At 61.5% G+C, this 17,279-nt stretch carries 10 protein-coding genes and 5 pseudogenes; 9 read left to right on the top strand and 6 right to left on the bottom strand.

Going from position 1 to position 17,279, the window contains the following annotated elements:
• Nucleotides 1-607 precede the first annotated feature (607 nt).
• Together NKJ26_RS20395 and NKJ26_RS20390 are read right to left on the bottom strand one after the other, a co-directional pair.
• Nucleotides 608-4,075, bottom strand: coding sequence for an AAA family ATPase (locus tag NKJ26_RS20395; protein WP_352696699.1), 3,468 nt, complete (start codon nt 4,073-4,075; stop codon nt 608-610).
• Nucleotides 4,072-5,331, bottom strand: coding sequence for a metallophosphoesterase family protein (locus NKJ26_RS20390; RefSeq protein ID WP_352696698.1), 1,260 nt, complete (start codon nt 5,329-5,331; stop codon nt 4,072-4,074). The genes NKJ26_RS20395 and NKJ26_RS20390 overlap by 4 nt, the downstream gene beginning before the upstream one ends.
• Nucleotides 5,332-5,463: 132 nt before the next feature.
• Between NKJ26_RS20390 and NKJ26_RS20385 the strand changes: the two are divergent.
• Nucleotides 5,464-5,890: pseudogene (locus tag NKJ26_RS20385) on the top strand (IS6 family transposase); the annotation flags it as partial.
• A 23-nt stretch (nt 5,891-5,913) separates the two neighbouring features.
• Here the strand turns inward: NKJ26_RS20385 and NKJ26_RS20380 are convergent.
• Nucleotides 5,914-6,537: pseudogene (locus NKJ26_RS20380) on the bottom strand (tyrosine-type recombinase/integrase); the annotation flags it as partial.
• Between the two features lie 331 nt (nt 6,538-6,868).
• On the opposite strand from NKJ26_RS20380, the gene NKJ26_RS20375 reads away from it, so the two are divergent.
• The 4 genes and pseudogenes from NKJ26_RS20375 to NKJ26_RS20360 form a co-directional block, all read left to right on the top strand.
• A complete protein-coding gene (locus NKJ26_RS20375; RefSeq protein ID WP_352696697.1) occupies nt 6,869-9,034 on the top strand; it encodes an adenylate/guanylate cyclase domain-containing protein in 2,166 nt (721 codons plus the stop codon).
• Nucleotides 9,035-9,237: 203 nt separating this feature from the next.
• Entirely contained in the window at nt 9,238-9,414 is a 177-nt protein-coding gene (locus NKJ26_RS20370) for a hypothetical protein (protein ID WP_352605664.1), read from the top strand.
• Nucleotides 9,407-10,714, top strand: coding sequence for an NRAMP family divalent metal transporter (locus tag NKJ26_RS20365; RefSeq protein WP_352605662.1), 1,308 nt, complete (start codon nt 9,407-9,409; stop codon nt 10,712-10,714). Before NKJ26_RS20370 ends, NKJ26_RS20365 begins: the two co-directional genes overlap by 8 nt.
• Before the next feature lie 174 nt (nt 10,715-10,888).
• Nucleotides 10,889-11,120: pseudogene (locus NKJ26_RS20360) on the top strand (IS5/IS1182 family transposase); the annotation flags it as partial.
• Nucleotides 11,121-11,888: 768 nt separating this feature from the next.
• On the opposite strand, the pseudogene NKJ26_RS20355 reads toward NKJ26_RS20360, so the two are convergent.
• Nucleotides 11,889-12,194: pseudogene (locus NKJ26_RS20355) on the bottom strand (transposase); the annotation flags it as partial.
• Between the two features lie 184 nt (nt 12,195-12,378).
• On the opposite strand from NKJ26_RS20355, the gene NKJ26_RS20350 reads away from it, so the two are divergent.
• From NKJ26_RS20350 to NKJ26_RS20340, 3 genes and pseudogenes are all read left to right on the top strand, one after another.
• Entirely contained in the window at nt 12,379-12,891 is a 513-nt protein-coding gene (locus NKJ26_RS20350; RefSeq protein ID WP_352696696.1) for a nucleoside/nucleotide kinase family protein, read from the top strand.
• A gap of 19 nt (nt 12,892-12,910) precedes the next feature.
• Nucleotides 12,911-13,085 (top strand): annotated as a pseudogene (locus NKJ26_RS20345) (aminoglycoside phosphotransferase); the annotation flags it as partial.
• A 209-nt stretch (nt 13,086-13,294) separates the two neighbouring features.
• The gene (locus NKJ26_RS20340; protein ID WP_352696695.1) at nt 13,295-13,864 is read left to right on the top strand and encodes a hypothetical protein; all 570 of its coding nucleotides are present in this window, start codon (nt 13,295-13,297) and stop codon (nt 13,862-13,864) included.
• A 159-nt stretch (nt 13,865-14,023) separates the two neighbouring features.
• Here NKJ26_RS20340 and NKJ26_RS20335 read toward each other — a convergent pair whose 3' ends face one another.
• Nucleotides 14,024-14,674 carry a TetR/AcrR family transcriptional regulator gene (locus tag NKJ26_RS20335; RefSeq protein ID WP_352696694.1) on the bottom strand — a complete coding sequence of 217 codons (651 nt, stop codon included), beginning with the start codon at nt 14,672-14,674 and terminating at the stop codon, nt 14,024-14,026.
• A 172-nt stretch (nt 14,675-14,846) separates the two neighbouring features.
• Between NKJ26_RS20335 and NKJ26_RS20330 the strand changes: the two genes are divergently transcribed.
• Nucleotides 14,847-15,740 carry an NAD(P)/FAD-dependent oxidoreductase gene (locus tag NKJ26_RS20330; protein WP_352696693.1) on the top strand — a complete coding sequence of 298 codons (894 nt, stop codon included), beginning with the start codon at nt 14,847-14,849 and terminating at the stop codon, nt 15,738-15,740.
• A gap of 356 nt (nt 15,741-16,096) precedes the next feature.
• Here NKJ26_RS20330 and NKJ26_RS20325 read toward each other — a convergent pair whose 3' ends face one another.
• Nucleotides 16,097-17,164 carry a LacI family DNA-binding transcriptional regulator gene (locus NKJ26_RS20325; protein ID WP_352696692.1) on the bottom strand — a complete coding sequence of 356 codons (1,068 nt, stop codon included), beginning with the start codon at nt 17,162-17,164 and terminating at the stop codon, nt 16,097-16,099.
• Nucleotides 17,165-17,279: the final 115 nt, after the last annotated feature.

Here is a 17,279-nt window from a genome sequence, read left to right as displayed (position 1 = left end):
TAGATCACCCTGTGCTGCGCAACTTCATAGGCAGCACAGATTGCGCGAGCGATGGCCGAGAGGTTTGACGCAGAAGTCCTGAAAATTTCCGTCCTTGAAACGTTACACGCCTACATTGCTAGACGGCATGCCTCCGTTCCGGCAAAGCTGCGAATCGCGGGGCCACTGGCAATCCGCAGGTCGGCGGGTTCAGGCAATGCTCATCGAAAGATGGGCCGCCGACTTCCTTTTGGCTCAAAAGCTCGGCGGTTGCCGCTCTCACTTGCCGTCTCAAATTGATCGGCGGGACGTGGCGCCGCTACTAGCAAGCGATTTCCGGAGAAGGCCAGTGCCGTGCTTCGGGCCGCCTTCCGCGCTCACGCCATACCCATCTCACTTGCCTCCTGCGGCGGGAGACCTCAATCCCGGCTTGGTGAAGGCGCGGCGTGCTCCTCGCCACGCTGGAAGGAAAGCGCACGAGATCGGCCAGGAATGCGACCTGCCCAGCGAAGCCGTCATCAACCGCGCGCAAAATGGCTTCGTCGGCAATCGCTGAGGCATGCCGGCGAGGCATGGCGGGTTGGAATGGCTGCGCCGCTCATCCCGGCGCAGCCAGTTCCCTGCGGATCTATCCAACCTCGTGGATCGCGACGCCCGGCACAACCGTCCTGGCGATCTCGCACAGGTGCCGGTGATGGGTGAGGTAGATCACCTGACCAGCACTTGCCATCTCGCCAAACAACCTGAAAACCTCCTCCGAGCGCACATGGTCGAAGGTTTCCATGATGTCATCCGCAACAAACGGTACGGAGGGCCGGAACTGCGCGAATTCATAGTATCCGGCAAGCCTCAGCGCCAGGTAGAGCTGGAAGCGAGCGCCCTTTGACAGCGCATCGGCGACCTTCGACTGTCCGTCGCGCTGCAACGCGATGAGCACTTCCCCACCCTTCACCGGTTGGGTTGTCAGCCCCGAGTACTGGCCGCGCGTCATCAATGCGAATGCGTCGGATGCCCGTGCCATCATGCCGGAGCGATGACGCTCGCGGTAGACGCGCAGGGCATTGCTGGCCGACATCACACCCAGTTTCAGCTCGATGTAGCGGACGGCCTTTTCCTCGATGTCCAGAAGGACGGTGCGCCTTTCGGCGTCGATGCGGGCAACAGCACTGTCGCCGCCAATGGCGTCCATCTTGTCTGCAGCGCGCGTCTGTCGGATCAGCTGTTGCTGTATTGCTTCGTCAAGATCGCGCAGCCGCTGCTCGCCATCAGCCTTCTCGATCGCCAGGCTGGCGAAATCGAGAGCATCCAGGATAGAACGCGCTTTTTCGAACCCGTCCACCGCGAGCTCGGCCGCCACCTGCTCCTCGAGTTCGGCGACCGCAGTGCGCAGGCGATCCCTGTCGCGCAGCAGCTCGTCGCGTTCCACGACGTCGGACAAGGTGGCAACACCGAAGACACCCAGGACGTCGTTCCTGCGACGCTCATGTGCCGACATCTCAGCATCGAGAACCTCGCGGGCATCCCGCAGGCGCTGCAGATCGTTCACGAGGTTCGCCCTCATCTCGCGCGTACGATCGGCACGCTCCAGGCGCTCGGCAAGCCGGACCGCCAACTGTTCCGGTTCACCGTCCGCCGACTCGTCCGCTTCGGCGGCAACGGCGGTGAGCTCGACAATAAAGTTGTCCCTGTCGGTCTGCATCTTCTCGATGCGGAGCTGCATGGCGTCGCGCTCCTGGAGGTTTCTGGACAGCTCAGCCAATTGGTCGAGGACCATGCCGACGCCGGATGCCGAAAGCCCGTTCTCGAGCCAGGTCCCCTTGAGCGCTTCGGCAATGCCAGCCAACCATTCTTCCTCGCGCCGCTCCGCCACGTCCACGGCTCGTCGCCTGGTGGCCAGCTCTTCCTCCTTGGCGCCCACTGTCTTGAGCGCCTCGGCATGCTGGGCGTCCACCTTGCGCTGCCGGTCGAGGAACAGCTCCGCGCCGGCCATGATCGTCTCCAGGCAGTCGCCGGGGTCCACGCCGATGCCGACGCTCTCCAGCGCTCCGCTCACCTCCAGTCGTATTCGCTCCCCCTCATCGGCCGCCCGCCCGGCCTTCTTGCGGGCAAGCTCGATCTCCTCCCAGGCTGCAAGCGCATCGGCGCGGCCAGAAATGCGGTCCTCGATGCGTTCGATCAGGCGCTCCAGCGACAATTCCCGACATTCTCCAAGCGGATCCCATGCCGCCGCGCGCAGGTCCGACAGGGCGACGTCCACATCTATGTCGACCTGTGCATATTGCTCGCGCAGGCGTGTGATGTCGGCCGAGGCTTCGGCGAGCTCGCGCGTCGTAGCGCGGATTTCGGCAAGCTCCGACGCGTTGGCCAGTCGGCCGGCGCCGGCACTGTCGTCGCGCGCCAACGTCGCGGCGAAATCATCAGCGGTTTCGCCGGTAAGCACACCGCGATGGCGTGCCCAGGCCTCATCTCGCGATCGCCGGATCGCGGCCGCCGCCTCATCGTCGACGACATCGACCGATGCGCGAAGCGCGCCGAGACGCGCCGCGAGCAACTCTTGATTGCCCTCGTACTCGGCAAGGCGTTCGGACAGTATGGCTCTCTTCCTGCCTAGTTCGGTCGACAGCGCCTTCCAGGCGCTGATCTGCCCGGCGCTCGGTACGGAAATCCTGCTCAACGCCGCTGCGTCGCCGGACCATGGGTGCAAGTGGCCGAGTGCGGCCTTCCATCGCACCGCGCCCGCATCGTCCGCCTCACGTGCCGCCTTGATCTCGCCGAGGTGCCCGCTCGCCCTCGCCTTCGACAAGGCCGCGCCCAGCCTTGCCCTGGCCGGCTCGGGCACCGCCCTTTCCTCGCCGACCCGCTCGCGTGCCGTCTGGAGCGCATCAAGCGCCGCTGCGGCTTCGTCGCGGGCGACGCGCAGGCCGGTCGCTATCCCGGATCGCTGGTCAACCATGGTGCGGACAACGCCGACAGTGACTGCAGGCAAAAGCAGCACGGCGGGATCAGGCTCTGAAGACCGTCCCAACGCGGCAAGGCAGCTTGCCACGGTGTTGTTGAGGATTTGCAAGTCCGTCCTGCGATTGGGCAGGTCAAGGCCTGCCGAGCCATAGCGCAGTTTGCCTTGCGCCAGACCACGAACGCGCTCGGAAATCGCAAGGATCACTTCGTCTACATCGACGGAGGCGATTTTCGTCGTCAAGCGCTCGACCTCGTCGGTGTTGCCGGCCGACCGTGTTCTCAGGCTGGCGTCGTCATCGATCAGTCCGGCGACGCTGCCCGTCCAGGTCCGCGGCGGTGAGGCCGTGTCCGGCAGTTCGGCCAGCCGGGTTGCCCTGCGCCGGATATCCGCAAGGACCGGGCCTGCACGGAGGTACCTGGCAATGGCATCCAGCCTGGCAGACAGGACCGAACGTTCGGTGATATTGCGGTCGTATTTTTCCGCCGCGTCCAGGCGTTCGGCTTCAAGGCCTTCGTAGGTCGAGGCCAAGGTATCGATCTGATCCCGGCGCGACTTGAGGTCGGCCAGACGCTTCTTGAGCAACGCAAGCTCGGTTCCGTGCGCCTGCTTGCGATAGAGCGCGTCCGCCTCGGCCTCGAGCGCGCTCAACGTGTCACTCGCATGCCCAAGACCGGCGCTGGCGGTGAACAGCAGCTTGCCCAGGTCGCCACGCGACTCCAGGATCGACTTGCCGCCCGCTTCCAGCGTCTCGTCGTCCAGCGAGAACATGGTCGCGTACGCGTCTCGGGACAGGCCGGCGAGATGGGCGGTTACAGCCACCTCGCTCACCGGTTGGCCCATAGCGTTCAAGAGCGAGTTGCTGCGCTGTTTCGTGCGCGTGAACGTGTGCTCCGCCCCGTCGAATTCGAGCACCCCGCCGATACGCATGGCGCCGTATTCGTGCAGGAAATTGTAGCGGCTGCGCTCCTCGATGCCGAACAGAAGGTCCAGGTAGCCGGAAAGCGCTGTCGACTTGCCGGCCTCATTCAGGCCGAACACGATGTGCAGGTCGGGTCCTGACTCTGGCTTGGGCCCGAAGTCGATCATCCTTTCGGTGAATTTTCCGTAGCGGATGAGGTCAAGGCGCCGGAGCCTCATGGCGCACCGCCTGCCTTGAGGCGGGCTGTGACCAGGTCGGCACCGCTGGCAAGCACCCTGTCGAGGAACAGGTTCAGCCCAGCCTCGTCTCTTCCGGCAAAGTCTCGCCCGTCGGCGGGAAGGTCCGCGATCATCTTCTGGACAAGCGCCCTCGCCTCGGCACGAAAAGCTTCCGAGCCGGCGTCGGCGCGCATGGATTGAGCGAGTTCAAGGATCGGGTCCGCGGCGCCCTCAGCTGCTTCCGTCCTCGGCGCAGCAAGGTCAAGCTCGAGTTTTTCCACCCACGTGTCCCCCACCTGTTCCGCAGCCTGCTCTGCTTCGGCCAACAGCAGGTCCCGGTCGCGGATCAGCGCCCACGACAGAGGCGACGCTCCGGTCAGGGCAAGGCGCACCACGGCGTGGCGCGACCTGACGGAGGCCCGGGTTTCTTCGAGCGCCGAGCGGAAGCGTCCGACGACGTCGGACCATTCCGCCGTCCCGGTCAGGTCGACGCGCGCCCGCTCGAATTGCGCGACGCTGGTCAGCCTTTCCTCGATCTCGACGGAGCGGTCGTCTCGTACCGTCACCAGGGTGACGGATTTCTCGCCGGCCTCGTTGATGTCCCTGCCCTGCGGGATGCCCGGCATCACCACCGTGTTTGCTCCAGGAGGGACCTGGCGGACATGGATGTGCCCGAGCGCCCAGTAATCAAAACCATGGCCGTGCAGGTCGACGACGCTGCAGGGGGCGTAGACATCATGGCCCGGCGATCCGGCCAGACTGGTGTGCATGATGCCGACATTGGCCGCCCCTTCGCGTGCGGCCGGATATTTTGGCAGCAGGCTGTCCGGCGCCTTGGGGCTGGCGAAGCTCAAGCCATGGAACATGACGTCCAGCCCACCGGCTGTCTGGAGCACCGACTGGGCACGGCCGCCGAAGATCGTGACCGTGTCCGGAAACACCAGCTGTTTCGATATCCGCGACAGGGCGTCATGATTGCCACGGATCTTGAAAACCCTGATGCCGGCCTGGTGCAGGCGCATCATCTGCGCCGCCAGGAACCGCGCCGTCTTCATCGACGTCTGGTCGCCGTCGTAGAGATCGCCGGCAATGACCAGCGCATCGACATGCTCTGCCAGGCACAGATCGACAGTAGAGACGAATGCCTGGCGGCTGGCGTCACCGACGAGCTCGGCAAGCTCGCGGTTTCGCAGCGCCAGTGAACGCAGCGGCGAGTCGAGATGAATATCGGCCGTATGTACGAATCGAAATGCCATTGAGGGTCTCCACCCACGAACATAGAGGGTGTTCGATCGCGGTTCGATAGGTGGATTTCGCGACACGCGGTGGTGGCTGAGCACAGTCGGCTGTGTTGCAAAGTTTTGGTAACTGGTCGCGCGGGAGGAACCCTGCATCAATTTTCGGAAAGGAAAGGACGTCAGTTCGACCAGTCCGTCATCTTTTATGCGCTGGTATCTAGCCTATAATCTGAGCCTGCGCGACTTGAAAGAAATGATGGCCGAACGCGGCATCGGCGTCCATCATTCGACGATCCATCGCTGGGTCATTCATTTCGCACCGCGGTTGCTGGAGCGCTTCAACCGCCGCAAGCGTGCCGTCACCGGCAACTGGCATGTCGACGAAACCTACATCAAGGTTCGGTGAAGGATGTATCTCTCTGCCGCGCTATCGACAGTGTCGGCGACATGGTCGGCATTCTGGTTCAGCGAGCATCGTGACCTCCTGTCGGCTAAGCGCTTCTTCAGGAAAGCGCAGCGTGTGCGGCGCCACCCGCTTGGCGAGTCGGCCGCCTGCGCCGCCTCGATGACTATGCGATAGAGCTGCCGCGTGCTGATCGGCTTCATCGCGTGCTGCCCGGGAAACAACCAGCCGTCGCGATGCATCCCTGCTGCCGCCCCGACCCTCCACCATTGCCGAAGGAGAGTGAGCAGGTCCTCCGAGAGCATGGCGTTGCGATATCGCCCGCCTTTGCCACGTACGACGCGCAGCAGCATGCGTTCGCTGTCAACATCTGCGACCTTCAGCATCGACACCTCGGCGACGCGCAGGCCCGCGCCATAGGCACCCGAGAGCGCGGCCTGGTGCTTAAGGCAGGTGGTGGCGTTGAGCAGCCGGGCGACCTCGTCGCGACTGAGCACCACGGGCAGGTTGCGCGGATGCGACAGCCGGACGAGCCGGCGCGCCAGGTCCGGGCGGTCGAGCGTTTGGGTGAAGAAGAGCGTAGCGCCGACACGATGCTGTTCATCGTGGGCACGGGAACGCCGTCTTCCTGCTGGACGATCTGGAACCGACGTAGGTCGTCGGGGGTCGCTGTGTTTGTTGAACGCCCGAGGAAATGTCGCCAGGCGTCCGATACCGCGGGGATCTTCATGTCGTCGATCAGCCGCTGGCTCAGCGGGCTGATCCGTGCATCGAGAATAGGATGGTGCATGGTCAGGCTCCTTGTTCAAGAAGTCCGCCATGCTACTCCAGCCGAACGACGCTCAGCGCGAGCGCGACATCCGGTTCGTGATCTCTATCTGACCCGCGAGCGCCCATCCCGCGCAGCAGGTTCGTTCTCCGGCCCAACCCCGGTCGGGGTATTGTCACTTCAGAACCTGGGCCGCAGCGGACACCAGGCCACCGAGGGACCATTCGCAACCGCGTATCCCCTCACGACGGTACTTGGAGAAGAGCTTATGCATCCCATAGCTTTGAGGATGATCCCGAGACACCGGCGACGGACGCTGGAGAGGTCGGTCGTTTCATTTAGATGAGACCAGGTCTATACTCCACGGAAGACAGGCCAGATCGATGGACCGTAAGCTTTCCGCCATTCTCGCCGCCGATGTTGTGGGCTATTCCGCTCAGATGGAACGCGATGAGGCCGGCACGTTCGAGCGCCTTCGTGCTCGACGCAAGGAACTGTTTGAGCCTGAGATTGCCCGCCAGCACGGCCGCATCTTCAAGCTGATGGGCGATGGACTGCTGGCCGAATTCGGCAGCGTCGTGGACGCGGTCGAATGTGCCGTGTCGTTGCAGCACACCCTGGCGGAATGCAACGCCGCCGTTTCCGAGGATCATCGGATTCGCGTCAGGATCGGGATCAATCTCGGCGAGGTGATTGTGGAGGGCGAGGACCGATATGGCGAGGGCGTCAACGTCGCTGCCAGACTCCAACAATTAGCGGAACCTGGCGGCATCTGTGTCTCGGCAAAGGTCGCAAAAGAGGTTGAGAAGAAATTGTCTTTCGGCTTTGAGCCGATGGGCCAACAGAAGCTGAAGAACATCGCCGAACCGGTGCAGGCGTATCGGGTGCTGCTCGATCCCGCGGTGGCGGCAAAGCCCATGGCTGTAAATCGACACCCACGTTTCAGGCGTAATCTGGCCGTCTCTATTGGGGTCCTTGTCGTCGCAGTCGGCCTTGCAGCAGCGTGGTGGCGGCCGTGGGAGCCACCGCTTCGGCCCGCCGCTCTGACAGCCAATACGAAAGCCGACACCCGGCCATCCCTCGTCGTGCTTCCGTTTGACAATCTCAGCGACGACAAGGCGCAAGGTTATCTGGCTGACGGTTTTACCGAGGACCTGACCACAGAACTTGCACGCGTGCCCGGCCTGTTCGTCGTATCGCGAAACGCGGCTTCCACCTACAAGCACAAGGAGACCAAACCCGCTGAGGTCGCCGCAGCGCTTGGTGTCCGGTACATTCTGGAGGGCTCGATACGCCGGGTCGGCGACGACATGCGTATCAACGCGCAATTGATCGACGGCTCGACCACCGGTCATCTCTGGGCAGAACGTTTCGACGGCCAGTGGAGGGATGTATTTGCGCTGCAGGACAAGGTCGTAGTCAGCATCGCAGGCGCGCTCAAGCTCCGTCTCGTGAGCGTCCAAGGCAAGGCAGATGTCGCGGGCGGCACGCGCAATCCTGCAGCCTACGAAGCTTACCTCCAGGGCATGGAAATCTACAATCGTCGCAATACTCCAGACGAGTTTGCGCAGGCGGTGAGGTTTTTCCAGCAGGCGCTGGAACTCGATCCGGATTTCGGCGCAGCGGCAGCCTCGCTCGCAAGGGCCTATTGGGACATGGACGGGCCGCGGATCAAAGCTTTAACCGTTTCGGACATCGGTGCGCTGTATAACGCCTACAAGTACCTGGGCGAGGCGGCCAAGCATCCTTCGCCGTCCTACTATCAGCTCGTCGCCAGTTTGCTGGTTCGCGAGCATCGGTCCGACGAGGCAGTCGCGGTTATGTTCAAGGCAGTGGCGCTCGACCCGAGCGATCCCCTGAACTACGTCGGGCTGGCAGAGGCCCTGAATTTCAATGGCAGGCCGAACGAGGCGCGCGACTATCTCGTCGCGGCCAACCGTGTCGACCCAGGCGACAATGACCATCGGCGCTACCAGGCTGGGCTGGCTGCATTTGGCCAGGGTCGTTTCGAGGAAGCTGTCGACTACCTCGAAAGGATCGATCTCCAATCGCCTGATCCATGGCCGAAATTCTATGGCCTGCAGGTGTTGGTTTCGGCCTACGCACATCTCGGGCGCAGTGACCAGGTCGCGGCCTATAGTGACAGGCTAAGGAACGTCATGTTGGAACGAAAGGATGGAGGGGCAAATCAGTTGGTCACGCAAAGGTATTTTGTGTTCAAGAACCCGGCTGACGTCGGGCGTCTGCTGGACGGCCTGGACAAGGCCGGTTTGCCGGAGTTACCGGAAGAGGTCGATCGGGATGCGAAGGACCGGCTTACCGGTTCGGAGATCAGGTCGCTCATGCTCAGTCGTGACCTGCGCGGGGGAGGCGCATGGATAGATAAAGGAACCAGTTGGGTGCAGCAGAACTTCCTGTGCGACGCCATTCCGAAAGATCAGACAACCTGCGGCGCGATCTTCCGCAATCCTGCCGGGACGCCGGAGCGACCCAATGAGTATACGGCAGTCTTCCGTTTCGATCGTTTTGAGTTTTCGACCGCCAAATAAGACCACCCGGACTGCCAGCAGTGTTAGAGCGGTTGGCGGAATCGAAGGGGATTGAGGCCAGCATCTGATGACCCGACCTCTTTCCAAGGATCTTCGCGAGCGGTTGTGGGCAACGAAAGTTGTGCCTTCCCAGTGGGATAAGCACATCCAGGAACCTTAATCCTTCTAAGAAGTTATGGATGCACTCTCAGCCGGACAACGTCATGTTCCGCAGGACGCAGACGGCAGGTGTTCTTTTGGCGATCTCTTTAGGCGCCACCGTCGTGTCACGTCTGCTTCAGAGGCACTTTGGCCGTACGGTTCCCTTGATCGTCGTCGGGCAGGTGTTGGCGGCCATCGGCGCCGCTGGTTTTGCTCTGTGGATCGGTCACGATGGATGAACTGACGGCCGCCAGGAAAGACCAGCCGAGTTCCTCTGCCGCTCCCGCGGCGAAGAAGATTCTGGGCAGACTCGGGCCGGGCCTCATCACGGGCGCGTCCGACGATGATCCATCCGGGATCAGCACCTATAGTCAGGCGGGGGCGCAACTCGGGTTTGGCATCGGATGGACGATGCTGCTGACCTATCCTCTGATGGTCGCAATTCAGGAAATCAGTGCGCGCGTCGGAAGGACGACCGGACATGGCATCGCAGGCAATCTGTGCCGCCACTATCCAAATTGGCTTCTGCAATCCATCGTAACTCTTCTGTTCATCGCAAACACCATCAACATCGGCGCGGACCTCAGCGCCATGGCGGATGCGACGAAGCTTTTGATTGGCGGGCCGGCGGTGCTCTACGTCGTGCTGTTCGCAGCGGTTTGCGTGGTCGGAATCGTTTTCGTGAACTACGATCGCTATGCGCTCATCCTGAAGTGGATGACATTGAGCCTGTTCTCGTATGTCGCGGTCGTATTCGCCGTGCGAGTTCCCTGGGGCGAAGCACTCGGTGGCGTGCTGGTTCCCAGAATCATCTGGAGCAGCGAGTTCTTCACCACACTTCTCGCGATCTTCGGCACGACGATTTCGCCCTATCTCTTCTTCTGGCAGGCGTCACAGGAGGCTGAAGAGGTCCACGCAAAACATCACAGAAAATCGTTGTTGAGGGCTCCACGTCAGGCGCTCGACGCGTTCTCGCGAATTCGCGGCGACACTCTCATAGGCATGGCATTCTCCAATATCATCGCGTTGGCGATCATCTTCGCGACCGCGGCGACCTTGCATAAAGCCGGCACCACCGACGTCGAGACATCCGCTCAAGCGGCCGAAGCGTTGCGGCCGATTGCCGGCGATTTTGCCTTTGCCATCTTCGCTTTCGGCATCGTCGGTACTGGGTTGCTAGCGGTGCCGATCCTGGCCGGCGCGGCGGCTTACGCCATTGGCGAAGCGAGACGATGGCCGGTGGGATTGTCGCGCAGACCTAAGGAAGCTGTGGCGTTTTACAGCACTCTTGCCGCAGCGACGGGGCTCGGAGCAGCGATCACGTTCAGTCCAATTGATCCTATCAAAGCGCTGTACTGGACAGCTGTTATCAACGGTGTCGTCGCCGTTCCGGTCATGACGGTTATGATGGTCATGACGGCGCAGCCGAAGGTCATGGGCGACTTCACCATCAAGGGGTGGTTGCGCTGGCTGGGCTGGGCCTCCACGATCGCCATGGCGATGTGCATGTTCGGGATGCTCATCAGTTGGTTCATGTGACAGCCATCGATCAGCTTCCGCCGTTGGCAGTCGGGACGATCTCGCTTCGAAACAAAGCTCGACGAATGCGGGCTCTTCTCAACGGCCAAGGGTTGTCGGCCAACTTGTCATCGCGAGTGGCAACGCGACGGAAAATGCTTCAGCTTGAAGAGTCGGCCGTGAACTATCCGCAAGTTGAGGCGCTCCAAGGGCGGCCAATTCGCTCTGCATACAAAAGCACTGCCCGGCAATCCCTATGACGTCACACACTGGTGAGTGTCATCCCCGATGTGGAAGAGACCATCGGCAACGAGATCGGCCGCATCTCGCCGACGCCGGCTATCGCGGCCACAACGCACCGCAAAGCCACAAGCAGCGGCCAGAAACGCCGTACCGCCGCTCGGCGGTCGAGTCCTCTTCTGGGCACCAATCCCTTGGCAATTTGCCAAGTAAATCAACGATGCCAGTAGGCTGCGGGCCCCTTCTGTACACAGAGCTGTACACGGAGGAGCCGCATGGGAATTATTTTGCGATACGCGCAAGAGATGGCGAGCGGGAGCTGGCGTTACCGCCGCAGGGTACCTGACCGTCTCAAACCCAGCCTGGGCAAGACCGAGATCACTATTTACCTTGGCCTTTCCGTCTAGGCCTTACTATAGACGGTAAAATTGTCAGCCCCAACCCCATTGTCCCACCCTATCGACAGGTTGAGCGCCAAAGCGACGCTCTTTGGATTCGCAGGCGTCCAGTGCTCCAGCCCCTCCTCTGGCGTTACCACCCTGATACCAGAGCGAATTTCAGCTTCGGTGTAGCCTTCTCTGATGAGACTTTCAGGAATTGAGCCAGGTTTTCTTGTTCTTTCGCCAAGATTCCGCGCATCGACGCTGCGCAACCGTAGTTGGGACTCGGAGCAGATATTCGACATCAATCACCAGCATTCAGCGGCAGCCCAGCGCGGCGCAGCTATCTTCCGGGATGGAAATACCATCAACTAGACTGTTAGACGACTGCTTCCACCCATCCCGGCCATTGGCGGCAGCCAGTTGATTGAGTTTTGACCTAGGGCTCCCGCAGGGTAAGCAGGTCCGCGCGCATTTGTCTCTGTTCCTCGCCCGGCCGCGCTGTTAGACGCCTGTCTGCCCCAGACGCGGGGTGGCCATATCGAGGAAGACGAGCATTGACGAATTGGGAGGCCAGCCTGTTGGTGCGCCCGGATTGATGTGCTGTCGACCATTTGAATGTTGCCGTCGTATGCTGCCGCGATGGAATCCATCATGCCGCTCCACACGCGGGCCTTTCGCCCGCGCACGAAGCGATTGTAGGTGGTCGTGCGCGGACCGTAGCGCTCTGGCAGATCGCGCCATGGCGCACCGGATCGCGGCAGCCAGAAGATGCCGTTCAACACGCGACGGTCAACCATGCGCGCCACGCCACGCGGTTTGTTGGGGAGAAGCGGCTCGATCAGGCGACACTCGAAGTCGGTCAGGTCATATCGGCTCATGCGGACCTGAATCAGATTCCGCCGCAACATGAAAGCCGCCGGTCGGCAAACGACCCCATTTCGGACCTTCACAGCAAATCCGCAAAGTCCTGAAAGCTGCCTTTGATTAGGCTAATTCGTTGGGTGAACCGTCCGCACATAGAGTCTCTTCTCGCCGAATTGAAAGCCGTGGTAAACGGCGCCCATGGGCATCAAGAACTATCTGATCGAGGGCGGTTCCGGCACTGGAAAAACGTCTGTCGCTACCGAACTGGAACGGCGCGGCTACCACGTCATCCATGGTGACCGGGTCTTGGCCTATGTCGGCGACCCCGAGACAGGCCAGGCACTGGCCGGACCACCTGAAGGCGTCGCGGACCGCTTCGCCTGGAGTTACGCGCACTGGATTTGGCCTGTCGACAAAGTCCGATCCTTGGTCGCCGACACCACCCACCCAGTCACCTTCTTCTGCGGCGGCTCCCGTAACTTCCATAAGTTCCTGCACCTATTCGACAAGGTTTTCCTGCTCGATATAGATGTCGAGACGCTGAACCGACGTCTGGATGGACGGCCAAATGAGCCGGGTTTCGAGCCAGACGAGCGTGCGTTGGTACTCCGCTACCATGGGACCCGCGAATACCTTCCCGCCGGGATCAATGTCGACACGGCCGGCACCGTCCCGAGTGTCGTCGACGGTATCATTGCCCAACTGACCTGAAGCCTTGAAAGTGTCGCGAATGCGATGGGAAGCACTCGAAATATTTGGGGGAAAGACGCCAGCCGGCTGGAGCGGCTCACTGGCGGAGTCGCCAATGATGTTTGGAGCGTGCAAGTCGGTCGGCGGTTTGCAGCAGCCCGCCTTGGCGGAGCGATGCTGATCTGGCTTGGGAGACCGGGCTCCTCCAGCACCTCGGAGCATTAACCGGTGTGGTGGGGGGGATCGATCCCGCGCTTGTCCACCGTCCCGGGACTGAGGACGAGGCTCGAGGACTGCGGTTGCTAGCGGCATGCCGAGCGGTTGCTGTGGAAACCGTCGACTCACCGCCGAGAACAACCCATTTGTGATCGTTGACACTCAGTGTGTATGATGATTAGCTGTCCTCTGTCCGAGGACAGAGGACATGATGAAGAGGCAGGATATTGTCGTTCTGCTCAAGCTGGCGAGCTTGGAGGACAGCGCAAAGGATATCGGTGACGAATCTACGCCGCTCGGGCTAGCCGCGGGCGAGCATCCTTATTCTGTGCGCGGCCTCGAGGCAGCCCTCGGAATCAGCAAAACGGAGATCGGCGCTTCGCTCAAGCGCAGCATTGCGGCGGGCCTCGCGATCAAGGACAGGAAGACAGACCGGCCTAAACCGAGCCGGCGCCATCTGCGCGAGTTCATCGTCCACGGTGTGAAATTCGTCTTTCCGGCGAAACCAGGCGCCATGCAGCGCGGGTTGCCGACGGCGTTCGCTGCCCCTGTGCTACGTGAATCCCTGCACAGCGCTGGCAATCTCATCTGCGTTTGGCCCTACGCGCATGCAAAACAAATGGGTCAGTCGGTCGACCCGCTGTTCAAAAGCGTGCCGGAGGCCTGCGAGAAAGACAGGCGGCTCTACGCCTATCTGGCCCTCATCGACGCGATCCGCGTCGGCAATCAACGCGAAAGCAAGCTCGCCGCCGACCTGCTCGTACACAGGCTGGGGTGACAGTCCGGGGTCCGTTGAAGATTGTTGAAGGCCGTCGCCGAGGCACTCGGCGAGGAGTTGCGCGCGCGCGCCTGGTCTTCGTCGGCGGCTGCACGACCGCGCTCTACATTACTGACCGCATCGTTCTCGAAGGGGTGAGAGCTACCGATGATGTCGATCTTATCCTGCCGCGTGGTCGTTGCCACCGTGGGCGGCGATGAACATGGCGACGGCCGACCGGCAATAGGATTCGATTTCGTTGTCGTCCTCTGCTCGCGCCTCATCGAAGCGTGCGATAATCAGGAGATCGGATCCTTTGAAAAGCGCGGCAAACAAGCGGGCGGACCGGAGAGGATCGGGCACGTTCAGGACCGCCTGCGCATGCAACTGACGCAACAGGGCCTCGATTTGGGCGATGACATGGGCGGGGCCGGCTTCGTAATGGAGCTTGCTTAACGACTTTTGATTCGTCTTGTCGGCCATGACCATGGCTTCGACACTGCGGACGTCTGATCTCAACAGCGTGCGAAGCAGGGATGATCCCACCGCCATGAGCTGATCTTCGGCCGAACCGTCGACGCCTTCAAGAAGGGCCTGTGGTGCAAACAACTGATGGCAGCCGGTCGCGATGGCCGCGCTGAACAGCGCCTCCTTGTTCTCGAAATGCCGATAGATGCTGAGCTTGGATATCTTCGCCCGCTGGGCGACCTTGTCTAATGTCGTCGCCTGAAAACCCAATTCCACAAAGAGTTCGCACGCGGCGTCGACTATCGTTTGGCCAAGCGCCTCGTTGGCGGGCCGGCCGCGCCGGGCCTGACTATTTTCGCTCATGACAATTCCAGTCCTTGACAGTATCATTATTCCTGGATTACGATACCATTCAGTATCAGAAATATGCAAGCCAAGATTGGATTTCTACCCTGTCTTCCAAACCGAGTTTCCCTGCACGGCTTTCGCGCCAGACCAAATCTACCCCTCCATCCACGACACGGAGCCTATCACCATGGATGACGTCATCATCATCGGCGGCAGCTTTGCCGGTCTCGCCGGCGCCTTGCAGCTCGGCCGTGCCCGCCGCAAGGTCACCGTTCTCAATACCGGCCTGCCGCGCAACCGCTTCGCGGGTCATTCGCATGGTCTGCTCGGCCACGATCACAAGCCGCCGCTGGACATCCTGGCCGAGGCGCGGCAGCAGCTGGCGCGCTATCCCACGATCAGGCTGGTCAATGCCCGGGCCGACAGCATCTCCGGCGCCATCGACGATTTCTCCGTCCTCACTGGCGATGGCGAAAGCCTTGCGGCGCGCCGCCTGATCCTGAGCTATGGCGTCGCCGACCAGATGCCTGATGTTCCGGGCTTTGCCGAAGGCTGGGGCACTTCCATCGTGCCCTGCCCCTATTGCGACGGCTTTGAAGTCGCCGACCAGCATTGGGGCCTCGTCTGGTCCGGCCCGCAGTCGCACAATCATGTCAGGCTGTTCCACGATTGGACCGACACGTTGACGCTCTTCGCCGATGGTCACGACATTCCGCCCGATATCCGGGCCGATCTGGCGCGCCGCAACATAGCTGTCGTCGATGGCCGGATCATCGAGATCGCCCATCGCGGGGGCCATCTCGCCACCGTCAATCTCGAGACCGGCCGCAATGTCGCGGCCGACATCCTGTTCGCCCATCCGCGCAACAAGCCGTCCGCAAGCCTGCATGAATCACTGGGCCTCGCCACGGTCGATACGCCCGGCGGCATCGCCCTCAAGGTCGATGAGCGCCGCGAAACCAGCATTCCCGGCATCTACGCCGCCGGCGACCTCGCCAACCCCCTCATGGCCTCGGTCACCACGGCATCATCGCACGGCGCGCTGGCGGGCATCTTCGCCCAGCAGTCGATGCTGGTTTGAGAGCACAGATTCCCCTCTCCGGCACCGCCCCCTACGTCGTCGCCACCGTCGGCTGCCCAACAATACCAGCCAGTCTGCTGCCGGCCCCAATTGAGCCGTCGGCACGCCCTCATTGGGGTCGTTGGGAGCGGCGGCCGTAGATCCCAGAAGCAGTCGTTCGATCGAGTTGCCCGGTCTAAGGCGGACGGATCCGACACTGATGGTCGCTGCGTAGCCGCAGCAGCGTGACCGGCAGGAACATCGAGGTTAGGTGGGAACGGTTGCGAGGAGCGAACTCGCCCCCATGGTTGTTCAAGGTCGCCCGACGGTATGCCGCGGGTGATGCATGTTTGACAAGGTTTCAAAGTCGGCCCCGACTATTCGCCGGGGTCGAACTCACCTTTGAACAAGACTGTCTCCACCGGCCCGAGGGGATTGACGATCCGGCTCTCCAGGACTTCGACAAGTTTGCGTCCAACCGCCGCCATATCCACGAAATGAACGCCGATCTTCGCAGGCAGGAAGCGCGATAGCCGCGTGCTGTCCCGAGTGACAATGTGGATGTCACTGCCTGGCGCGAGACCTCTTCTGCCAAGAGCGTGTAATGCCCCCAGAAGGCCCAGTTCGTTGGCGCATGCCAAGCCCGTCGGCTGATCTGGCCAGGCCAGCATGCGATCGAACCAGGCTGCGCTCGATTCCATGGTGAACATTCCATGACCGATCAGCGACTGGTCGATCGGAATACCAGCCTCGGCCATTGCGCGTGCGTACCCGGAAAGACGCATGGCACTCGCCTGGTCCCCCGGAACGAGAAGTTGCAGCGCAATGCGTCGGCAGCCCTTGTCCATGAGCCGCCGGGTCGCCTCGTAGGCAATCTGTTCATTGTCGATGTCGACATAAGGATATGCTGTCTCCAGGTCAGTTCTTCCAAACGCGACGAATGGCATGCCTCTATCCAGCAATAGCTTAACGCGCGGATCGCCCGAGACCATGCGCGTGATAATCAGTCCGTCTGTGCTGCCCGCCTGAAGCTGTCGCTGCACACTCTCGACGGGATCGTCATCGGGCGTGGTGGAATAGATGGACAGACTATAACCCGCTTGCCGCGCCGCCAGCGTCATGCCTTCGATCAAGGGAAGCTTCAACAGATCGGACAGATGGTCTTGTGTCTCCATCGGGTATACGGCCGTCATCGTCAGCGTGCGGCCGGTTTTGAGCGCGCGGCCATGATGATTTGGCACATAGCTGACCCGCTTCGCCGCCTCTTTGACGCGAGCGATGGTGGCGGGATGAACTTCCGGCCCATCCTTTAGAGCGCGCGACACCGTGGTCACCGAAAGGGAAAGTTCCGCCGCGATCTGTTTTAGATTGGCCACCTCGCCCGACCTCATTTTGTGAAAGCGCCGGCTGATCTTGCTGACCGTCACAACGTTACCGGATTCCACCTCACGGTCAATCCAAGCTCTCGCTAAAGCAGCTTGACTCTGGCACGCCGCGATGCAATCGTAACGTTACGATTACAAAGAAGCGGCTATTTTAAGCGCATCTTGACAAATCCTA

Source organism: Mesorhizobium sp. M0152 (assembly GCF_040322415.1).
GTDB lineage: Bacteria > Pseudomonadota > Alphaproteobacteria > Rhizobiales > Rhizobiaceae > Mesorhizobium.
This window is presented reverse-complemented; position numbering and strand designations above follow the sequence as displayed.